Here is a 20,295-nt window from a genome sequence, read left to right as displayed (position 1 = left end):
AAGACATTATGAAATTAAATAGAATATTATTTGCAGCTTTAATGGCCAGCGTAACAGGAAGCTCGATCACTTCATGCAGTGAATCTTTCCTTGATGAGAATTTAACAACTCAACATAGTACCGACCGCTTTAAGACACAAGAAGGTCTTGATGAATTAGTGACTGGAGCCTATCAGAAACTGAAATTCAAATTCAACTATATATGGGGGATTCAGTGCTACAACATGGGAGTGGATGAATTTACTGATGCTAATAATGTTATTCCAGCATGGAATCACTATAGTCAAGATTTAAATTCATCTGAAAATGCCGCTAACCAACCTATCTGGGACAATTACTACGGACTGGTTGAACCCGCAAACATATTGATCCAAAACATACCTCAATATTATAACCAAAGTTCACCCACATATAACACACGCTTGGGAGAAGCACACTTTCTAAGAGCCTATGCTTATTTTGAATTAGTGAAGCAATTTGGTGGTGTACCGTTGAAATTAGTTCCGTCTACAAGCGCGGAAACGTACTTCACACGGAATTCTGCTGAAGAAATATACACACAGGTTATAGCTGATTTTGGAGAAGCCTACAGACTACTTCCGGATAAAGGTGAATCAATCGGACGAATTAACAAATATGCTGCTGCCCATTTCCTTGCAAAAGCACATTTATTCCGTGCCTCCGAATTGTACAGCGATTGGAATAGTAATTATATAGCATCCGACCTCGATGCTGTTATTCAATATGGTTCGGAAGTTGTAGACGCACATCCGTTGTGTAATGATTATGTAGAACTTTGGGACTATGAACAGCCGAACGGAGCCAATGAAAAAGTAAGTGAAGTGATTCTAGCAGCTCAATTCTCTAATGATGAATCAACATGGGGACGTTATGGAAACCAGATGCATCTTTATTATCCGGCCGTATACCAAGGTAATGATATAGGTGGATGTAAACGTGACATCTCCGGAGGACGTGAATTCTCATACGTAAGTGCTACAGAGTATACCATGCAGGTATTTGACCGTGTCAATGACTCTCGTTTCTGGAAATCATTCATCACCTGTTATGGAGCCAACGAAACCAAAAGTGCTCCCACCTGGACAGCAGAAGATATGCCATACGCTCCGGCAGGTGTAAAAGAAGGTGACAAACGTTTCAGTGGAGGTGAACTCGGTATGAAATACATCGTGAATGACCCGGGAGACAATCGCTATGAGAAATATCCCAACGCTCCGGCATATACTGTTTTGAAAGATGGAAAAATGTGTAACACGTATACATATGTACGCTATTTCAAAGGACAGGAACACAGCTGGAATATAAATGAGAAAACAGGTAATTATTACGATATCATACCTCACAAGCGTTCAGTAGCTTTATCTAAATTCCGTGATGGTTATCGTGTTTCCATCGCATCTCAATTCGGTACTCGCGATGCTATCATCGCCCGTTCGGCAGATGATGTACTAATGGTTGCCGAAGCATATATTCGTAAAGGTGAAGCCAATTATGACAAAGCTGTCGAATGGATGAACAAACTACGTGAACGTGCCGGTTATAAAACTGGTGAAGACCGTAGTAAGAACGTAGATGGTGGACAAGCTTATAAGAATAATCCTTATTGTTCCGGGAAAGGAGGCGGTCACTCCTCCGAAGGTGCTATTTACTGGGAAGAAAACACCTATTATGAGTCAAACAATATCGAACAGGAGACTACTGCTTCTACCAAAACTACGATGAAATTAAATAGTGTGGCAGACGTTTATAACTCTACAGTCGACACTCCTATCTACAACGAACTGGGATGTACATCCAATGCTGACAAAATGATGTGCTTCCTATTAAATGAACGTACCCGTGAGCTTTGTGGCGAATTGCAACGCTGGGAAGATCTGGCACGTACCAAGACGTTAGACGCCCGCTGGCATAAATTCAACGACGGTGCCAGCAGAGGTCTTGGCGAATTCAAATCGGAGAAACATTACTATCGTCCGATCCCCCAAGCCTTCTTGGACGGTATCACCAATTCAAATGGTTCTGCACTAAGCAATGAAGAAAAGAAAGCAATGCAGAATCCGGGATATTAAGATAAACAACTAAACTTATTGCCACTTGGCACTCTTTGAAATAGTATTCCTAATCAAAGAGTAGCAAGTGGCAATATTATTTCTTATATTTCCGTTGTTTTTCACTTCGTCTTCCTCATAAACATCTTAATCTGTTCACTAATCTGCTCCATCCCCTTTATCGAAGGATGACCGCTCTTTTTGTCAATATCATGCAGTTCAATACAATCAATGTTATAGTGATTGCAGATAGCTCTGACTGATTCATTAAACTCTTCCTTTAAACCAGAGTTCAGCAGAAAGTAGATTTCAACATTAGGATAACGATCAATCATGTGGTCAAGCAGATATGCCATAGCCGGACGGAATGTATATAAATCTTCCTTGGTCCACCCTTCATACTTGTAATCCCCAAGCGGTGAGCCGGCCCAACAATCATTCGTTGCACCGAAAATAAAGATGATATCCGGACATCCCAGCTTATCCATACGGGTAATAAAAGAACGATCCGAATAATCAGCCTGATTATAACCGGTATTACAAATCGTTGCACCGGAAAAGGAGTTGTTGACACAAAGGCGGCAGTTATTCTCTTTGATGAATTTATGCCACCAGGTCTGCTTTACGGAAGTTACATCCGTTTGCTGTCGCGGAGAAACATAATACCAAATGCTATTGGTATCGGGTTGCAGGTATCCTTCAAATGTTGAATACGAATCGCCTAAAATAGATATAGATTTCAGGCTTTGAGCAAAGCTGATACTGCTATATAGAGTGATTAGCAGTAATAATAAAAGGATTTCTTCATCTTAGCATAAAGTTTTCAATTTTGCTGCTAAGATACTACATTATACTAAAATTATAGCATGAAATTTTCTACTACTTTCAGGAAAGGGTCATTTCCCTTTCCTATCATAAGTCACATTCTTTTCCACTACATTCTCTACATTATTCACTTTCTTCACGAACTCCTTTACCTCTCCTACTTTTACATCCCTAATCATTACATTCTTAGCCGGAAGTTTGGAGTTACCTTTCAGTTCGTAAATAGCATCTGCCGATTCACAAGTCACCTTATCCATATAAATACCATCAATACGAGTAATTCGTTCTTCATAAGTAGGTACCAGATCTTTCCATTGGTATAACACTTCGGTATCTATTTCGAGTACACGTTGAGCCGTTCCTGCCTTTACATTCTTCATATAAACATTCTCTATAAATCCACCTCTGCGATGATTGGTTTTCACAAAGAAAAGGCGCATCACAGAATTCGGAGCAGTACAGTCATGCATATAAATATTCCGTATTCCTCCCGATATTTCGCTTCCGATACCAAGTAAAGTATGTCCTTTTAGAATCTGACAATTACGGATAACGATGTTTTCACAAGGAGTATTCAACCGCCAAGCATCCTGATTACGTCCGGCTTTAATCACTACTGCATCATCCCCCTGATCGAAAGAGCAATCTTCCACTAAAAAGTTACGGCTCATTTCAAAATCAATACCGTCATTATTATGTCCGTGTGCTTTTACATCGAGATTACGCACTAATCCCCCGTCACACATATAGAGATGAATGGTCCAAAACGGACTTTCACAAATCTTAAACCCATCCAATAAAACATTCTTGCAACGATTGAAATGAATCAAATGCGGACGAAGATGGTTCTCCCCTATTGCCATCTGACGTTCGATCACAGGGATATTAGTCGAAGCTTTTGTATACAACTCCTTCAATGCTTCCAAATGAGACTGAGGACGTTTGAACCATACTTTCCAGGTATCCATCTTCGGCTGAAGAGTCCCTTTACCTGTAATCGCCACGTTCTCACATTCAAAAGCATAGAGTAATGGCGAATAATTATAACATTCCAAGCCTTCCCATGAAGTCATCACTGCCGGAAGATAATCAGAAGGATTATCCGTAAAATTCAAAACCGCATTCTCCTCCAAATAAAGATTCACATTACTTTTAAAATGAATGGGACCGGTCAGCCATGTACCTGCCGGAACAACAACACGTCCGCCACCGGATTGGTTACACGCTTCAATAGCACTAGTAATTGCTTTTGTATTATCTACTCTTCCTCCATTGACGGCACCGAAGTCTGTAATTATAAAGTCCTTATCAGGATAGATAAACACTTTAATAGGTTGCATCGGAAAAGGAGCGGTTACTTTAAGCACTTCATAGTTGCCATTTTTCGAAGTAAAAGAAGCGGCTAACAAATAAAAACAAGTACAAGTTATTAAACTTAGAAAATATCTTTTAATCATATCATTACTCTATTATCCAACATACCAAGATAAAACATTCTTAGCTATTTCACACTCTGAAAATCGGGAATTCGTTTCACATTAGCGCCTTTCATTACTCCCTTCTTTATTGCTTCATTTGTGGCAGTAATTTCTTGTTTTACTTTCTTATAATAATCTTTTGTTAACCCATTGGCTATGGCATCTGACTCTGTTGCCGCCCAGAAATATTGATAATCTGTCAATATCAGATCCGGTGCCACTTTTGCAAAAAAGACAGAATCTCCTTCAAATTTTTCACGTAAATCTCCTAAATAAATAGTATCCGCCGGATTTATTTTCTTATCATTTTGAGATTTATTACTCGAATTACCAACACAAGAAGCAATTAATATTCCTCCAATCAAAAAACAATAGTTCAACAGTCTCATAATAAATAATTTAATTGTAACATAATTCTTTTCAACACTTATTTCACTGAAAACACAAATACACCCGCTGTAGGAATCTCTGTAGTCCCGATCAATGCTTTGGCTCCCTTCGATAAGTTGAAGGTATAAGGCTGATCTGAATAGTTTAATACAATTCCCAACCCATTCCGGTATTCCATTGTCACGCCATAAGGCAAATCCATTACCGGGATATTCAGCTGTACATATAGCTTTTTCAATATATCTTTTTCCAATGCTCCATTGTGGCTGTCCACTCCTACATAGGTAATCGTACCTTTCCCCAGTTTGCGGAAAGTCACAGCCGGACTTCCTTCATAGAATTCGTTTTTATAAGTAGCCCATACTTGAGCATCTGCCGGAGGATTCAGAATCTCTCCCCATGTATTCCAAATATACTCTTTTCCGTCCATAACAACAGTACCGGGATTTTCGGGAAGCAGCAAATCATAAAAGTTCATTTCATTTCCGGTCAGCGGAGTAATCATAGAACCAAAGGGAGCTTCCGGAAGACGACCATAACGGTCTTTCTGTGCCGTACGACAAGTCAGAATGAGGTTTCCGCCGTTCTTTACATAAGTGATCCATTTGTCTACCAGTTCTTTATCAGCTAATTGATAAGTCGGTGCAATAACGACCGGATAATCGGACAAGTTCTTTGCTTCGGAAATAAAATCGACAGGAGCTCCGAATGATTTTAGGGTACGATAGTACTTTTCGATGTGTGCAAAAGTATCCCATGTCCGGTTCTGTTTCTGTCGCTCAATGCTCCAGGAGTTTTCATGGTTAAAAAGAATAGCTGTACGACGGGCAAGGTAATCGGCAGGTTTGGTTTCACGGGAAGAGCTATGTTTACGAAGTTCACGAATCTCCTTTATAAATGTCTCATATTCTCTTCCACCGGGAGTTATAGTCACTCCGTCCGTGCCGACAATTCCGTAATGATATTGTTCCGTGCCGTAAAGAGGCTGGCGATAACGATAGGTGCAGATAAAATCACTTCCACCGGCAAACACACTCCACATCCACAGACGAACTGCGCCCGGAAGAGGTTGGGGATTGATACTGCCCCAGTTCACCTGTCCCGGCTGTAATTCCATCACACCATAAGTTCCCTGTATCGGACGGAAAAAGTCATTTGCCCAGGCTATCCGCAACGGATTACCTACCCGGTAGCCTCGACGACCAATCCCCTCATTATCACCATATACCATATAACGGGTATAACTTTGAAAATCAAGCGAGGGGCTACCACCAATGTGACCTTCATCATAATTCGGTATATAATTCGTAGTCACCCATTGGTTCTTTGCATATTTCTTTATCAACAGACATTGTTCGTTCAGGAAATCATTGGTTTGTGATGCAGCAAAACGGCGGTAATCCAAAATTTGATGATGATTCATAAACATCTGTACGCGCTTGGGAAGCGTTATTTCATCAAAAGACGAATAAACCTCACTCCAGAAAGCAGTGCCCCATGCATTATTTAAAAGTTGAATGTCATTATTGTATTTGGCACGGAGAAAATCACGGAAAGCAAGCTCCGCTTTCAGATTATAATCAAACTGTACAGCAGGTTCGTTGTCGAGTTGCCATCCGATAATACGGGAGTCATTGCCATAATGTTGCGCCAGTTTTTCAATCATCTTGTATGATAATTCCCTGTAAAGAGGCGAAGCAAATGAAGCATGCTGGCGAGCACCGTGGTCAAGTATCGTTCCATCCTCATTCTTCAATAGAATTTCGGGGTATTTCCGGCTCATCCATACAGGAGGAGTGGCAGTAGAAGTACACATGATAACTTTCAAATCATACTTGGCTGCCAAAGCTACAGCCCTGTCCAGCCATGCAAAATCATAGCGTCCCTCTTCCGGTTCCAGTTGCGCCCAGGCAAACTCGGCAAAATGGGTAAATTCAAATCCCAATTCATGCATTTTCTTGAAGTCACGTTCCCACTGGCTCTCATCCCAGTGTTCGGGATAATAATAGACACCCGTCAAAGTCAGGTCTTTATCATCAAACCAGGGAGAAGTTTCAATTACAGTCTTTTGAGCTTGCTTCTGTTGAGTTCCGGTTGCCAGTCTCTCTGCTGCCTGTATTCCGGTAGAAACGGTTAATAGACCGGCACAGAAAGTAGCCAGAATTTTACTTTTTACCATATACTTCATAAATTCGATTGATTATTAGCGTTATAAAACGTTATTCATATATTTTCCATTCCCACAAACCGGCATCTCCCCTACGAATATGAAGACGGAGATAACGTGTCTCTCCTATCTCCTTAGCAATATGTGGAGAGCATACTTGTACTTTCCCTTGTTCGGCACACATCTGCCAATGTTTTCCGTCGATAGACTTCTCCAGTCGCCAGGTATGTCCTTCAGTAGGACGGGTAAAATAGAGCTGGCACTCCCCGACCTTACGGATTTCCTTTAAATCGACTGTAATAAACGGACTGCTATCCGTATCAGCCGCCATCCAACGGGTTCCATTCGATTCGTCAGCTACATGGGTAGCCTGATAAGTATGCGTGCGGGTATAGCTCTTCACCGAACCTTTTTCCGGCAACGGTTGATTGGGTTGCGTTTCGATATTGACCACGGAAGTACGGGGAGATTTCTCACTGGAAGCATAAAAATGCGACTGTAATGCCAGATTCGGCCGGGTCTCTTGGGAAGCAGCCAGATAACCTACACCACGCATATCGGGGATTAATGTCTTTATCGTTCCATCGTCATTAAATTCCATCCGGTTAGCATACACTTGACGGGTAGTTCCGCCATCTCCGTATTCCAGATAGAGAAAAATATATTCATCCGTTCCCTCGTCATAAAACACGTTGCCATGTCCCGGTCCCCACACTTGATTTTCAGGAGAAGAGAATAAAAAAATGTCGTTCCCCTCCGGCTTTACAAAACCCGTCAAAGGAGACTCGCGGCTCATCATATAAGCATTGACATAATTCTGATGACCACTCAACGTATAAATATAGTAATAGATACCTTTACGCTTAAACATCACCGGACCTTCGGAATATCCCTGGCGGGCTGTTGCCAGAGCTACCGGCTCACCATCCAGATGAAGCCTGTCCGCAGAAAGCCGTCCCGCATTCCGGCGACGCCAGAAGATATATCCTGAACCATCGTCATTAATAAAAGGTTCTCCGTCAATATCATCAACGACAGCCGGGCTATCTGTTCCTTCTTCTCCGGGAGGCAAAAGCCCCTGTCCCGCAGTAAAATGGAAAGGACCATCCGGGCGATCAGCTACAAGTACATAAGTTCCCATCTTGTCATCCGGTTTCACAAACGTAACGTATAAATAAAACTTGCCGTCCTGCTCAATCACTTTTCCAGGCGCCCAATACCGGAAATAGCCCTTTTTCTTTTCACCTTTATCATTCGTGTAGTCATATCCTTTCGACCAGTCGAACCCGCTGATATGGGAACCTTCGAAACTCCAGTTCACAAAATCTTTCGATTTCCATACGACAGGAGTTCCGGCACGTCCAAGTCCGTAATCCAGATCGGTAGTGCCATAAAGATAATAGGTATCACCAAATTTGGAGACAGACGGATCCGCCAGATTATCGGGAATAAGCGGATTATAGTTCCGGTCGGCAATCAGTGACTCCACAATGGAGGCATCCACTGCAAACGCCGTTCCATGACGAATCCCCCTCGGAAAAAAGACCTGATCGGACACATCTTCCCATGTTTCACCATAGTCCAAAGAACGAACAGCTCCATAACGATGGTCACGGTATTTATCAAAATAGACATAAAGCGTATCACCTACAAAAAGAGGAGCTGGACCTTCCGCCCAATATTTTCCTGTAATAGGTGCCGATACTTTGGTCGGGAATCCTTTTTCTATCTTCTTTGTACGCGTCACACGCAAATTCTTTTCCGGCGGATTGGAATTTTCATTCTTGACTACCATTATCAGGTCTTCCCGCTTCGGGTCTTTCACAATAGCGGCATCAATCACACTGAAATCTGGATTGAAGAACATCTTCGTCTTTGAGAAAGTACGAAAATCCTTCGTTGTTACATAATAAATACGATGATTCAGTCCCTTCTCACTTTCACTGGTAGCCACTTCTTTGTGACGGCCGGGAATCGTAGTTGCCCAAAAGATATAATAGGTTTGTGAAGGTTCATCATAAAACAGTTCGGGAGCCCAACAGTTATGTGCATCCGGCTCGTGCATCATCACAGGGATTGCTTGTTGCTCACTCCAATGAACCAAATCGCGTGAAGAGGCATATCCGATAATCCGGTCCGTCCAACTGGAAGTCCAGACCATGTGAAAAGTTCCGTCCGGCGACTGGCAAATGCTGGGGTCACGCATTAATTTATCTTTACCAACCGCAGGGGTAAGATAAGAACGTCCGCCATGTAAAGGCAGCCAGTTCAATCCATCATAACTATATGCTAAATGCAGTCCGTCTTTACTGTCATTGATAAAATAAGAAAAGAGGTAAGCTGTCTCACCGGCAAAGACTGTCATCACCGACCAAAGACTTAGAGCTATCCAGATTACTACTTTTTTCATGGTTCCTTATTAAGATTAAAAAGTTTACCTTGCAAAGATAAGGCATCTCCGCCCCTCCTCAAAGATAAAGAGCATGGACAATATTTCAAATCCATGTAGTTTTGTACACGAACGCTTTTAGATGTCCATTTTGATACAATATTCTATGTATCTGTACATCTTTCTATTTACTAAACCCTTAAAAAGCTCTACTTTAGCGGCAGATTTTAAAAAGAATGAAAAACATATCAACTCTATATATCATGAAACGACTTTTAGTAAGTATTGCTATCGTATTTATCTCCATACTGACCGTAGCGGGACAAAATCACTCTTTCAGCTTATCCGGCAAATGGAATTTCCGGATAGACCGGGAAGATACCGGCGTCAAGGAACAATGGTTCAAAAAATCCCTCGACGATTCTATCAACCTGCCCGGCTCCATGCCCGAAAAACTGAAAGGAGATGAAGTGACCGTCCGTACCCAATGGACCGGAAGCCTCTACGACAGTTCTTACTACTTCAACCCATATATGGAAAAATACAAGATAGAGGGACAAGTAAAGCTACCCTTCTTTCTGACTCCCGACAAACATTATGTAGGTGTGGCCTGGTATCAAAAGAAAGTGACAATTCCGGCTGACTGGAAAGGAGAAAGAATCACTCTTTTTCTGGAACGTCCGCACATCGAAACTACTGTATGGGTAAATCAGCAGGAGCTTGGTATGCAAAACAGTCTTTGTGTTCCCCATGTCTATGACCTGACTGCTGCAACCACCCCCGGAAAAACGTACCTGATTACCATCCGTATCGATAATAGAATCAAAGAAATCAACGTAGGTCCAGATTCTCACAGCATCACCGACCAGACACAAGGTAACTGGAACGGTATCGTCGGACGAATCGAATTACAAGCTACTCCTAAAGTCCATTTAGAAGATATTCAGGTATATCCCGATTTGAGCAATCAGAAAGCGCTGGTTCGCATGAATATACGGTCTGCTTCTTCCACCAAGGGAGAGATCACCCTTTCCGCTGCGAGCTTTAACACGGACATTCAGCACAAAGTGGCTCCCGTACATCAAAGTTTCAACATCCGTCCGGGAGATAATCCGGTGGAAATGGAACTTCCGATGGGAAAAGAGTTTCTGACGTGGGATGAATTCAGTCCGGCACTTTATAAACTGACGGCAAAATTAACCAACGGCAAGCAAACTGACACACAACAAGTACAGTTCGGTATGCGTGATTTCAAGATAGAAGGGAAATGGTTCTATGTAAATGGTCGCAAAACGATGCTTCGCGGTACGGTGGAAAACTGTGACTTCCCATTGACAGGCTATGCGCCGATGGATGTAGCTTCTTGGGAACGGGTGTTCCGCATTTGTCGTAACTATGGCCTGAATCACATGCGCTTCCACTCTTTCTGTCCGCCGGAAGCAGCTTTCATCGCTGCCGATCTGGTCGGTTTCTATCTGCAACCGGAAGGACCGAGCTGGCCGAACCACGGTCCGAGACTGGGTAACGGACAACCGATTGACAAATACCTGATGGACGAAACCATTGCACTGACCAAGGAATATGGGAATTACGCTTCTTACTGCATGCTGGCTTGCGGCAATGAACCTTCCGGTCGTTGGGTGGCATGGGTCAGCAAGTTCGTGGATTATTGGAAAGCAACCGATCCGCGTCGTGTATACACAGGAGCCTCCGTTGGAAACAGCTGGCAATGGCAACCTCACAATGAGTATCATGTGAAAGCCGGCGCACGCGGACTTAGTTGGGCAGGTGCGCAACCGGAAAGTGAATCGGATTATCGTGCAAGAATCGACACGGTGAAACAACCGTATGTATCACACGAAACAGGTCAATGGTGCGTATTCCCGAATTTCAATGAGATCCGTAAATATACCGGAGTCAACAAAGCGAAGAACTTTGAAATCTTCCGGGATATTCTGAACGATAACCACATGGGAAGCCAGAGTCACGACTTTATGATGGCTTCGGGCAAATTGCAGGCACTCTGCTACAAACATGAGATTGAAAAGACCTTGCGTACTCCGGACTATGCGGGATTCCAGTTGCTGGCTCTCAATGATTATTCCGGCCAGGGAACTGCATTAGTCGGTGTACTGGACGTGTTCTTTGAAGAAAAAGGATATATCAACGCAGAACAGTTCAGACGCTTTTGCAGTCCGACCGTACTTTTGGCACGTATTCCTAAATTTGTATATGCCAACAATGAAACATTCCATGCCGACATTGAAGTATCTCATTTCGGAGCTGCTCCCTTAGAAAGTGCAAAAACAGTATATACCATTAAGGATAAATTCGGAAAAGTATATGCTCATGGAACTGTCGGCACCCATCACATTCCCATCGGAAATCTTTATTCTCTGGGTAGTGTAGATATGACTCTGGAAGGAATCGATACACCGCAGAAACTAAATCTGGAAGTACGTATCGAAGGCTGTGATGCCGTAAACGACTGGGATTTCTGGGTATATCCGGCACAAGTGGAACTGGTACAAGGAACAGTATATACCACCGACACCTTGGACGCCAAGGCATTGGCTGTGTTACAAGACGGAGGAAATGTGCTGATTACGGCTGCCGGAAAGATACAATACGGCAAAGAAGTCAAACAATACTTCACTCCCGTATTCTGGAATACTTCCTGGTTCAAGATGCGTCCGCCGCACACAACCGGTATTTTCCTGAATGAATATCACCCTCTTTTCCGCGAATTCCCTACCGAATATCATAGTAACCTTCAATGGTGGGAACTGCTGAACAAAGCGCAGGTGATGCAATTCACCGACTTCCCGGCAACATTCCAACCAACGGTTCAAAGTATTGATACTTGGTTTATCAGCCGGAAAATCGGCATGTTGTTCGAAGCAAAGGTCTTGAACGGTAAATTGATGATGACCAGTATGGACATTACTTCCCAACCGGAAAAACGAATCGTTGCCCGCCAGATGCACAAAGCAATCCTGAATTATATGAATTCGGATGCTTTCCGTCCGGCAGACAAGATAGCTCCGGAGCTAATACAAGCATTATTCACCAAAGTGGCGGGAGATGTGAAATCTTATACCAAAGATTCTCCTGACGAGCTCAAACCGAAAATTAACTAAATGGGAATTATCAGGCACGAATTACACGGATTACGCTGTTGCTTTATAAAAGCGTAATTCTAAAAACCGTGAAATCCGTGTAATCCGTGCCTAAATTCCATAAACAATATACATTAAATATCATTTTACATGAAAACTACGATCATAGGCTTGCTACTCTTAGCTACGGCAAGTGTCAATGCACAGGAGAAAGCCCAAACATACCAGTTGGCAGATGCTCCCCGCTACAGTGAGGAGACGGGATATGGATATGATCTCGTCGCTACTCCCGAAAAAGGCAGCAAGGCACCCTTCTTCTTTTCTGTCCGCGTGCCGGACGGTAACTATCAAGTAACCGTTCGCCTGGGAAGCAAGAAACAGGCAGGGGTGACAACAGTAAGAGGCGAATCACGCCGACTGTTCATTGATAACCTCGCTACTAAAAAGGGACAATTCGTAGATGAAACATTTATCATCAACAAACGCAACCCCCGCATTTCCGAAAAAGAATCCGTACGTATCAAACCCCGCGAAAAAGCCAAACTGAACTGGGACGATAAACTGACGCTGGAATTTAACGGCGATGCACCCGTATGCCAGAGTATCAGCATCGAGCCTGCCGATCCGTCGGTGATTACCGTTTTTCTATGCGGTAACAGTACCGTAGTCGACCAGGACAACGAGCCATGGGCAAGCTGGGGACAAATGATACCTCATTTTTTCGGTACGGACGTTTGTATCGCCAATTATGCGGAATCGGGCGAATCAGCCAATACGTTTATTGCCGCAGGACGTTTGAAAAAAGCATTGAGCCAGATAAAGAAAGGAGATTATCTTTTCATGGAATTCGGGCATAACGACCAAAAGCAAAAAGGACCGGGCAAAGGAGCTTATTACTCTTTTATGACCAGCCTGAAAACATTTATTGATGAAGCTCGTGCACGGGGAGCATACCCCGTACTGGTCACTCCCACCCAACGCCGGAGTTTCGACGCAACCGGACATATCCGTGACACACACGAAGATTATCCGGAAGCCATGCGCTGGCTGGCAGCTAAAGAAAATGTTCCGTTGATCGACCTCAACGAGATGACCCGTACGCTTTATGAAGCTTTGGGAACAGAAACGTCGAAACGTGCTTTCGTACACTATCCGGCAGGCACTTATCCGGGACAGACCAAAGCTTTTGAGGATAACACCCACTTCAATCCATACGGAGCCTATCAAATAGCCCAATGTGTGATTGAAGGAATGAAGAAAGCCGTACCGGAACTGGCTAAACACCTGAAAATAGACCCGTCCTATAATCCGGCACAGCCGGACGATGTAAATGGTTTCCACTGGAACGAATCACCATTCACGGAAATTGAAAAACCGGACGGAAATTAAGAGATAAGTAGTAGGTATTAAGTATTAAGAATCAGGCATTAGATAAATATGAAAACCAAAAGCATCTTTCCCCTGTTCCTATTGGCAGGCACACTTTTGACAGCAGCTTGCGCCACCCCAACGGCTAAACAGGCAGGAAACAACAGCTTCGAATGGGGGCAAGTACCGCAACAACCGGATTTGTCATGGGCCGATAGTGTAGGCAGCCGGCAAATGCCCGGAAACCATGTAATTTTATCCGCTAATTCTTTTGGCGCAGTAGCAGACAGCACGGTGCTTAGCACGGAAGCTATCCAGAAAGCAATTGACAGTTGTGCCGTCATCGGTGGAGGAACGGTAGTTTTTCAGCCGGGATATTATCAGACTGGCGCACTGTTCATAAAAAGCGGTGTCAACCTGCAACTGGACAAAGGGGTGACTTTACTGGCCAGCCCTTACATTCATCATTATCCCGAATTCCGCTCACGGATTGCAGGAATCGAGATGACATGGCCCGCGGCAGTTATCAACATTGTCAATGAAAAGAACGCTTCCGTCAGCGGAGAAGGAACGCTGGACTGCCGGGGAAAAGTATTTTGGGATAAATATTGGGAAATGCGGAAAGAATACGAAGCAAAAGGATTGCGCTGGATTGTGGATTATGACTGCAAACGGGTACGGGGCATCCTCATAGAACGTAGCTCGGACATTACATTGAAAGGATTTACCCTGATGCGTACCGGTTTTTGGGGATGTCAGATTCTTTACTCCGATTATTGCACGATAGACGGATTGACCATCAACAACAATATAGGTGGACACGGTCCGAGCACGGACGGTATCGACATTGATTCTTCCTGCAATATCTTGGTCGAAAACTGCGATGTAGACTGTAACGATGATAATATCTGTATCAAATCGGGACGGGATGCAGACGGACTGCGGGTGAACCTTCCTACGGAAAATGTGGTCATACGCAATTGCATCGCCCGCAAAGGTGCCGGACTTATCACCTGCGGAAGCGAAAATTCCGGTAGCATACGGAATGTATTGGGATATAATCTGGAAGCAATCGGCACCTCCGCCGTGCTGCGGTTGAAAAGCGCCATGAACCGTGGAGGGACAATCGAAAACATTTATATGACCGAAGTAAAAGCGGAAAACGTCCGTCACGTGCTGGCGGCAGACTTGAACTGGAACCCCAGTTACAGTTACAGCACTTTACCCAAAGAGTATGAAGGGAAAGAAATCCCGGAACACTGGAGAATCATGCTGACTCCGGTAACGCCTCCCGAAAAAGGTTATCCGCGTTTCCGCAATGTCTACGTATCAAAGGTAAAAGCGGAAAATGTGGACGAATTTATCTCCGCTTCGGGATGGAATGACTCGTTACGTCTGGAAAATTTCTATCTTTATGCCATCGAAGCGCAGACCGACAAACCGGGCAAAATCTGCTATACGAAGAATTTCAACTTGTCTGAAATTACATTAAAGACAGAAGAAAAGAATGTCATTGAACTAAAAGAGAACGAACAAAGTAATATCAACTTCAACTATGTTAAGACATCTCCTGACCATCGTACTGCTGGGAATCTTGCTCATTGATGCGCAAGCACAAGCACTGACGCCACCTGCCGGCACTTTCCGGTTGGGCATATCAAAAGGAAATGAAAGCCACTGGCTAAAACCTAAAGAAAAGATACAGGGAGTATCCTTCCAATGGAAAGCACTGCCCGATAGTCGTGGATTTATTCTGGAAGTAGAAGTCGCCTCTGCTCCGGAAGCCGATGCCCTATTTTGGAGTTTCGGCGATTGCCAACCGGATTCGGACATCAATGTATTCAGCGTGGAGGGACAAGCCTTCACTTGCTACTACGGAGAAAGTATGCAATTACGGACGCTGCAGGCTGTCACTCCTACCGATGATATTCGCTTGAGTGACGGACATAAGGATGCAACTCCCCTGATGCTTTACGAATCAGGCAAACGAACCGACCGCCCTGTACTGACCGGACGTTGCAGTCTCTCCCCGGCTTCTTCGCGAAACGAAGGAAGCAAGCCTTTCCGGCTTTACTTCTGTTTCTACGAACAGAATGAAAAAGCGGATTACAACTACTATATGTTACCGGATATTTTTGCCAAAATCGACAAAAAATGAAAAGGATCTATTTATTATTCAGTCTGTTAATAGGTTGCATCTATCTACATGCAGCCATTTATAATGTAATGGACTTCGGAGCCAAAGCGGATGGGAAAACGATTGATTCGCCTGCCATCAATCGTGCAATTGAAGCGGCCGCACAGGCCGGAGGAGGCACAGTATATCTACCTGCGGGAGAATATGCGTGTTATTCCATCCGGTTAAAAAGCAACATTCATATCTATTTGGAACAGGGCACCCGTATCATTGCCGCCTTTCCCGGAAAAGAGGAAGGATATGATACCGCCGAACCGAATGAACATAATAAGTATCAGGATTTCGGTCACAGCCATTGGAAAAACTCTTTAATTTGGGGAATCGGACTGGAGAATATTACGATCAGTGGTCCCGGCTTAATCTATGGCAAAGGCTTGACCCGTGAAGAGAGTCGCCTACCGGGGGTAGGCAATAAGGCTATCAGCCTGAAAGATTGCAGAAATGTGACCCTGAAAGATTTATCCATGCTGCATTGCGGGCATTTCGCCCTGTTGGCTACCGGAGTGGATCATCTGACGATTATGAATCTGAAAGTAGACACCAACCGGGATGGCTTTGATATTGATTGCTGCCGGAACGTACGTATCAGCCAATGCACGGTGAACTCCCCCTGGGATGATGCCATTGTATTGAAAGCCTCTTATGGATTAGGACGCTTCCAAGATACGGAAAATGTGACGATCAGTGATTGTTATGTCAGCGGCTTTGACAAAGGCAGTGTAATGGACGGCACTTGGCAGTTGGACGAACCGCAGGCTCCCGATCATGGTTTCCGTACGGGACGCATCAAACTCGGCACAGAAAGTAGTGGAGGTTTCCGCAATATTGCGATTACGAACTGTATCTTTGAACATTGCCGTGGATTGGCATTGGAAACGGTAGACGGAGGACATCTGGAAGATATTGTAATCAGTAATATTACAATGAGAAATATAGTCAACGCGCCTATTTTCCTTCGGTTGGGCGCACGTATGCGCAGTCCTGAAGGTACTCCTGTAGGTACCATGAAACGTATTCTTATCAGCGATATCAATGTATGGAATGCCGACAGCCGGTATGCTTCTATCATCAACGGAGTGCCGGGTGCATGTATTGAGGACGTAACTTTTCGGAATATTCACCTCTATTATAAAGGAGGATATAGCGAAGAGGATGGCAAACGTATTCCGCCCGAACAGGAGAAAGTATACCCCGAACCCTGGATGTTCGGCACTATTCCCGCCAAAGGGTTTTATATCCGCCACGCACGGAACATTACCTTCGACGGCATCCGCTTCCACTTTGAACAGCCGGACGGACGACCGCTTTTTGTAACTGATGACGCAGAAAATATAGAATACTATAACACACCGAAAGAATGATGAATAAAAGAGAATTGATAGTTCTTTGCCTGCTCGCCGCAGGTGGAGTAATGCAAGCACAACAATGGCCGGACACTCCGGTGGAAGCACGTCCCGGCGCCAGATGGTGGTGGCTGGGAAGTGCCGTAGACGAAAAGAATCTGACGTATAATCTGGAAGAATACGCACGTACCGGAATGGGAGCAGTAGAAATTACTCCTATCTATGGGGTGCAAGGCAATGACGCGAATGAAATTCAGTTCCTTTCTCCCCGCTGGATGGAAATGCTTAAGCATACACAAACGGAAGGAAAACGTACGGGTATTGAGATTGATATGAATACCGGAACCGGATGGCCTTTTGGCGGACCTGAAGTTAGTATAGAAGATGCGGCTACCAAGGCTATCTTCCAGACATACGAAATAGAGGGCGGCAAAGAGATTGAACAGGATATTAATGTGACCGATCCCAAGCAACAACCATTTTCTGTACTAAGCCGGGTGATGGCATATGATGAGAAAGGCAAATGTATCAACCTGACTGCTCACGTCAAAAAAGACAAACTGCAATGGAAAGCGCCTGCCGGCAAATGGAAAGTGATCGCTCTTTACATCGGAAAAACAAGGCAGAAAGTGAAACGGGCAGCTCCGGGAGGAGAAGGCTATGTGATGAATCATCTCTCAAAAAAGGCGGTAAAAAATTATCTTTCCCGCTTTGACCGTGCTTTCAAAAGTAGCAAGACAAGTTATCCACATACTTTCTTCAACGATTCATACGAAGTTTATCAAGCTGACTGGACGGATGATTTCCTGGAACAGTTCGCTCGTAGACGGGGGTATAAACTGGAAGAACATTTCCCCGAATTCCTGGATAAAAACCGTCCGGAAGTTAGCAGACGTATCGTGTCGGATTACCGGGAAACCATTTCCGACCTCTTATTGGAGAACTTCAGTCATCAATGGACAGACTGGGCACACAAAAACGGTAGTATCACCCGTAATCAGGCACATGGTTCGCCCGGTAATCTGATTGATATCTATGCTTCCGTGGATATTCCGGAATGTGAAGGTTTCGGACTGTCGCAGTTCCACATCGAAGGATTGCGTCAGGACTCATTGACCAAAAAGAATGATTCGGACCTGTCTATGCTGAAATATGCCTCCTCGGCAGCTCATATTGCAGGAAAAACGTATACTTCTTCCGAGACATTTACATGGCTGACGGAGCATTTCCGTACTTCCCTGTCGCAATGTAAACCGGATATGGATTTGATGTTTGTTTCCGGAGTCAATCACATGTTTTTCCACGGCACTCCGTATTCTCCGAAAGAAGCCGAATGGCCCGGATGGTTGTTCTACGCTTCTATCAATATGAGTCCGACAAACAGTATTTGGCGTGATGCCCCTTCGTTCTTCAACTATATCACCCGTTGCCAGAGCTTTCTGCAAATGGGACGGCCGGATAATGATTTCCTGATTTATCTTCCGGTATATGATATGTGGAATGAGCAACCGGGACGATTGTTATTATTCACGATACACCACATGGATAAACTGGCTCCTAAGTTTATCGACGCTATCCATCGCATCAACAACAGCGGGTATGACGGGGATTATATTTCCGATAACTTTATTCGCAGTACACGTTTCAAAGACGGACAGTTGGTTACTTCAGGCGGAACGGGCTACAAAGCATTGGTAGTGCCTGCTGCACACCTAATGCCGAGTGATGTATTGGCACATCTTTATGAACTGGCCAAACAGGGAGCTACTATCGTATTCCTCGAAAATTATCCGACAGATGTACCGGGATACGGTCAGTTGGAACAAAAACGCCAAAGTTACCAGCGTACGCTCCGGCAACTTCCGGCTGTTTCTTTCTCGGAAACAACCGTTACTCCAATCGGAAAGGGGAAGATTATCACAGGAACGGATTATGCACGCACATTGGCCAGCTGCAATATTTCTCCCGAAGAAATGAAAACCAAATTCGGACTACAAGCGATCCGAAGAGTGAATGATACGGGACACCACTATTTCATCTCTTCCTTGCAAAATAAAGGAGTGGACGGTTGGATCACATTGGGAACGAATGCAGCCGCAGCCGCTCTCTTCAATCCCATGACCGGAGAATGTGGTGAAGCTAAGGTAAGACAGGCAAACGGAAAAACACAAGTCTATCTGCAATTAAAATCCGGTGAATCGTTCATTCTGCAAACATATCAACAACCTTTGCAGGCATCCAAACCGTGGAAGTATGTCAAAGAGCAACCTTTCAGTCTTCGTCTGGATCATGGTTGGAAGTTACACTTCGCCGAAAGCAAACCGGAAATTCAAGGAACATTTGATATAGATCGCCCCTGTTCATGGACCCATATCGATCATCCGGCAGCCCAAACGAACATGGGAACCGGTGTTTATTCCTTAGACATCGAATTGCCGACTTTGCAGGCCGACGACTGGATTCTTGATTTGGGAGATGTACGCGAAAGTGCCCGTGTCCGCATCAACGGACAGGAAGCGGGATGCGCATGGGCAGTGCCTTATCAACTAAAGGTGGGCCAGTTCTTAAAACCCGGAAAAAACCACATCGAGATAGAAGTCACGAATCTCCCTGCGAATCGAATTACAGAATTAGACAGGCAGGGAGTGCAGTGGCGCAAATTCAAAGAAATCAATATTGTTGATTTGAACTATCGTCCGGCCAATTATGGACATTGGAGTCCATTACCCTCCGGCTTGAATAGTGAGGTACGGCTGATTCCGGTAAATGTGATGCCATAGTTGAGGCATTGTCATATCATCATACTGCAACAAACTAGTTTTTCAATCTTGTACTTAAGACTTTTCAGTGCAAAGATTAAGGGTTTTCAGTGCAGAGATTAGTTTTTTTATGCAGCCGGTAAGTCGTCCCGTTACAATGGGACAATAGGCACATTGCAAAGTGACCAATA

Annotated in this window: 12 protein-coding genes; 7 read left to right on the top strand and 5 right to left on the bottom strand. The window is 44.2% G+C overall.

The window, feature by feature from the left end:
• Nucleotides 1–8 precede the first annotated feature (8 nt).
• The gene (locus KQP79_RS00555) at nucleotides 9–2,090 is read left to right on the top strand and encodes a RagB/SusD family nutrient uptake outer membrane protein (protein WP_032847382.1); all 2,082 of its coding nucleotides are present in this window, start codon (nucleotides 9–11) and stop codon (nucleotides 2,088–2,090) included.
• A gap of 101 nt (nucleotides 2,091–2,191) precedes the next feature.
• Here the strand turns inward: KQP79_RS00555 and KQP79_RS00550 are convergent, their stop codons facing one another.
• The 5 genes from KQP79_RS00550 to KQP79_RS00530 all read right to left on the bottom strand — a co-directional run bounded on the left by KQP79_RS00550 (nucleotide 2,192) and on the right by KQP79_RS00530 (nucleotide 9,339).
• Nucleotides 2,192–2,869, bottom strand: coding sequence for an SGNH/GDSL hydrolase family protein (locus tag KQP79_RS00550; protein ID WP_032847384.1), 678 nt, complete (start codon nucleotides 2,867–2,869; stop codon nucleotides 2,192–2,194).
• A 96-nt stretch (nucleotides 2,870–2,965) separates the two neighbouring features.
• Entirely contained in the window at nucleotides 2,966–4,351 is a 1,386-nt protein-coding gene (locus KQP79_RS00545) for a glycoside hydrolase family 28 protein (protein ID WP_004309137.1), read from the bottom strand.
• 44 nt (nucleotides 4,352–4,395) lie between these two features.
• Nucleotides 4,396–4,761 (bottom strand): hypothetical protein, encoded by a 366-nt coding sequence (locus tag KQP79_RS00540; protein WP_004301557.1) that lies wholly within the window; start codon nucleotides 4,759–4,761, stop codon nucleotides 4,396–4,398.
• A gap of 38 nt (nucleotides 4,762–4,799) precedes the next feature.
• Nucleotides 4,800–6,950, bottom strand: a complete 2,151-nt coding sequence (locus KQP79_RS00535; RefSeq protein ID WP_004305251.1) for a beta-galactosidase — start codon at nucleotides 6,948–6,950, stop codon at nucleotides 4,800–4,802.
• 31 nt (nucleotides 6,951–6,981) lie between these two features.
• Nucleotides 6,982–9,339 (bottom strand): family 43 glycosylhydrolase, encoded by a 2,358-nt coding sequence (locus tag KQP79_RS00530; protein ID WP_004309136.1) that lies wholly within the window; start codon nucleotides 9,337–9,339, stop codon nucleotides 6,982–6,984.
• 242 nt (nucleotides 9,340–9,581) lie between these two features.
• Between KQP79_RS00530 and KQP79_RS00525 the strand changes: the two genes are divergently transcribed.
• From KQP79_RS00525 to KQP79_RS00500, 6 genes are all read left to right on the top strand, one after another.
• Nucleotides 9,582–12,458, top strand: a complete 2,877-nt coding sequence (locus KQP79_RS00525) for a sugar-binding domain-containing protein (protein ID WP_032847388.1) — start codon at nucleotides 9,582–9,584, stop codon at nucleotides 12,456–12,458.
• Between the two features lie 129 nt (nucleotides 12,459–12,587).
• On the top strand, nucleotides 12,588–13,826 hold the full coding sequence (locus KQP79_RS00520; RefSeq protein ID WP_004305254.1) for a rhamnogalacturonan acetylesterase: 1,239 nt from the start codon (nucleotides 12,588–12,590) through the stop codon (nucleotides 13,824–13,826).
• A 48-nt stretch (nucleotides 13,827–13,874) separates the two neighbouring features.
• Entirely contained in the window at nucleotides 13,875–15,410 is a 1,536-nt protein-coding gene (locus KQP79_RS00515; protein WP_264386610.1) for a glycoside hydrolase family 28 protein, read from the top strand.
• Nucleotides 15,361–15,963 (top strand): DUF4450 domain-containing protein, encoded by a 603-nt coding sequence (locus KQP79_RS00510; RefSeq protein WP_061448043.1) that lies wholly within the window; start codon nucleotides 15,361–15,363, stop codon nucleotides 15,961–15,963. The genes KQP79_RS00515 and KQP79_RS00510 overlap by 50 nt, the downstream gene beginning before the upstream one ends.
• Nucleotides 15,960–17,363, top strand: coding sequence for a glycoside hydrolase family 28 protein (locus KQP79_RS00505; protein WP_004309132.1), 1,404 nt, complete (start codon nucleotides 15,960–15,962; stop codon nucleotides 17,361–17,363). Before KQP79_RS00510 ends, KQP79_RS00505 begins: the two co-directional genes overlap by 4 nt.
• On the top strand, nucleotides 17,360–20,125 hold the full coding sequence (locus KQP79_RS00500; protein ID WP_004320957.1) for a glycosyl hydrolase: 2,766 nt from the start codon (nucleotides 17,360–17,362) through the stop codon (nucleotides 20,123–20,125). The genes KQP79_RS00505 and KQP79_RS00500 overlap by 4 nt, the downstream gene beginning before the upstream one ends.
• Nucleotides 20,126–20,295 lie beyond the last annotated feature (170 nt).

It is taken from the genome of Bacteroides sp. DH3716P (assembly GCF_025914115.1).
Classification (GTDB): domain Bacteria; phylum Bacteroidota; class Bacteroidia; order Bacteroidales; family Bacteroidaceae; genus Bacteroides; species Bacteroides ovatus.
The sequence above is the reverse complement of the archived record's forward strand: the minus strand, read 5'-3'. Positions and strand labels throughout refer to the sequence as shown.

What these genes read in the sequence shown, in the direction of transcription:
- KQP79_RS00555 (WP_032847382.1), top strand. Translation starts at nt 9, where the DNA reads ATGAAATTAAATAGAATATTATTTGCAGCTTTAATGGCCAGCGTAACA.
- KQP79_RS00545 (WP_004309137.1), bottom strand. Translation starts at nt 4,351, where the DNA reads ATGATTAAAAGATATTTTCTAAGTTTAATAACTTGTACTTGTTTTTAT.
- KQP79_RS00540 (WP_004301557.1), bottom strand. Translation starts at nt 4,761, where the DNA reads ATGAGACTGTTGAACTATTGTTTTTTGATTGGAGGAATATTAATTGCT.
- KQP79_RS00535 (WP_004305251.1), bottom strand. Translation starts at nt 6,950, where the DNA reads ATGAAGTATATGGTAAAAAGTAAAATTCTGGCTACTTTCTGTGCCGGT.
- KQP79_RS00530 (WP_004309136.1), bottom strand. Translation starts at nt 9,339, where the DNA reads ATGAAAAAAGTAGTAATCTGGATAGCTCTAAGTCTTTGGTCGGTGATG.
- KQP79_RS00525 (WP_032847388.1), top strand. Translation starts at nt 9,582, where the DNA reads ATGAAACGACTTTTAGTAAGTATTGCTATCGTATTTATCTCCATACTG.
- KQP79_RS00520 (WP_004305254.1), top strand. Translation starts at nt 12,588, where the DNA reads ATGAAAACTACGATCATAGGCTTGCTACTCTTAGCTACGGCAAGTGTC.
- KQP79_RS00515 (WP_264386610.1), top strand. Translation starts at nt 13,875, where the DNA reads ATGAAAACCAAAAGCATCTTTCCCCTGTTCCTATTGGCAGGCACACTT.
- KQP79_RS00510 (WP_061448043.1), top strand. Translation starts at nt 15,361, where the DNA reads ATGTTAAGACATCTCCTGACCATCGTACTGCTGGGAATCTTGCTCATT.
- KQP79_RS00505 (WP_004309132.1), top strand. Translation starts at nt 15,960, where the DNA reads ATGAAAAGGATCTATTTATTATTCAGTCTGTTAATAGGTTGCATCTAT.
- KQP79_RS00500 (WP_004320957.1), top strand. Translation starts at nt 17,360, where the DNA reads ATGATGAATAAAAGAGAATTGATAGTTCTTTGCCTGCTCGCCGCAGGT.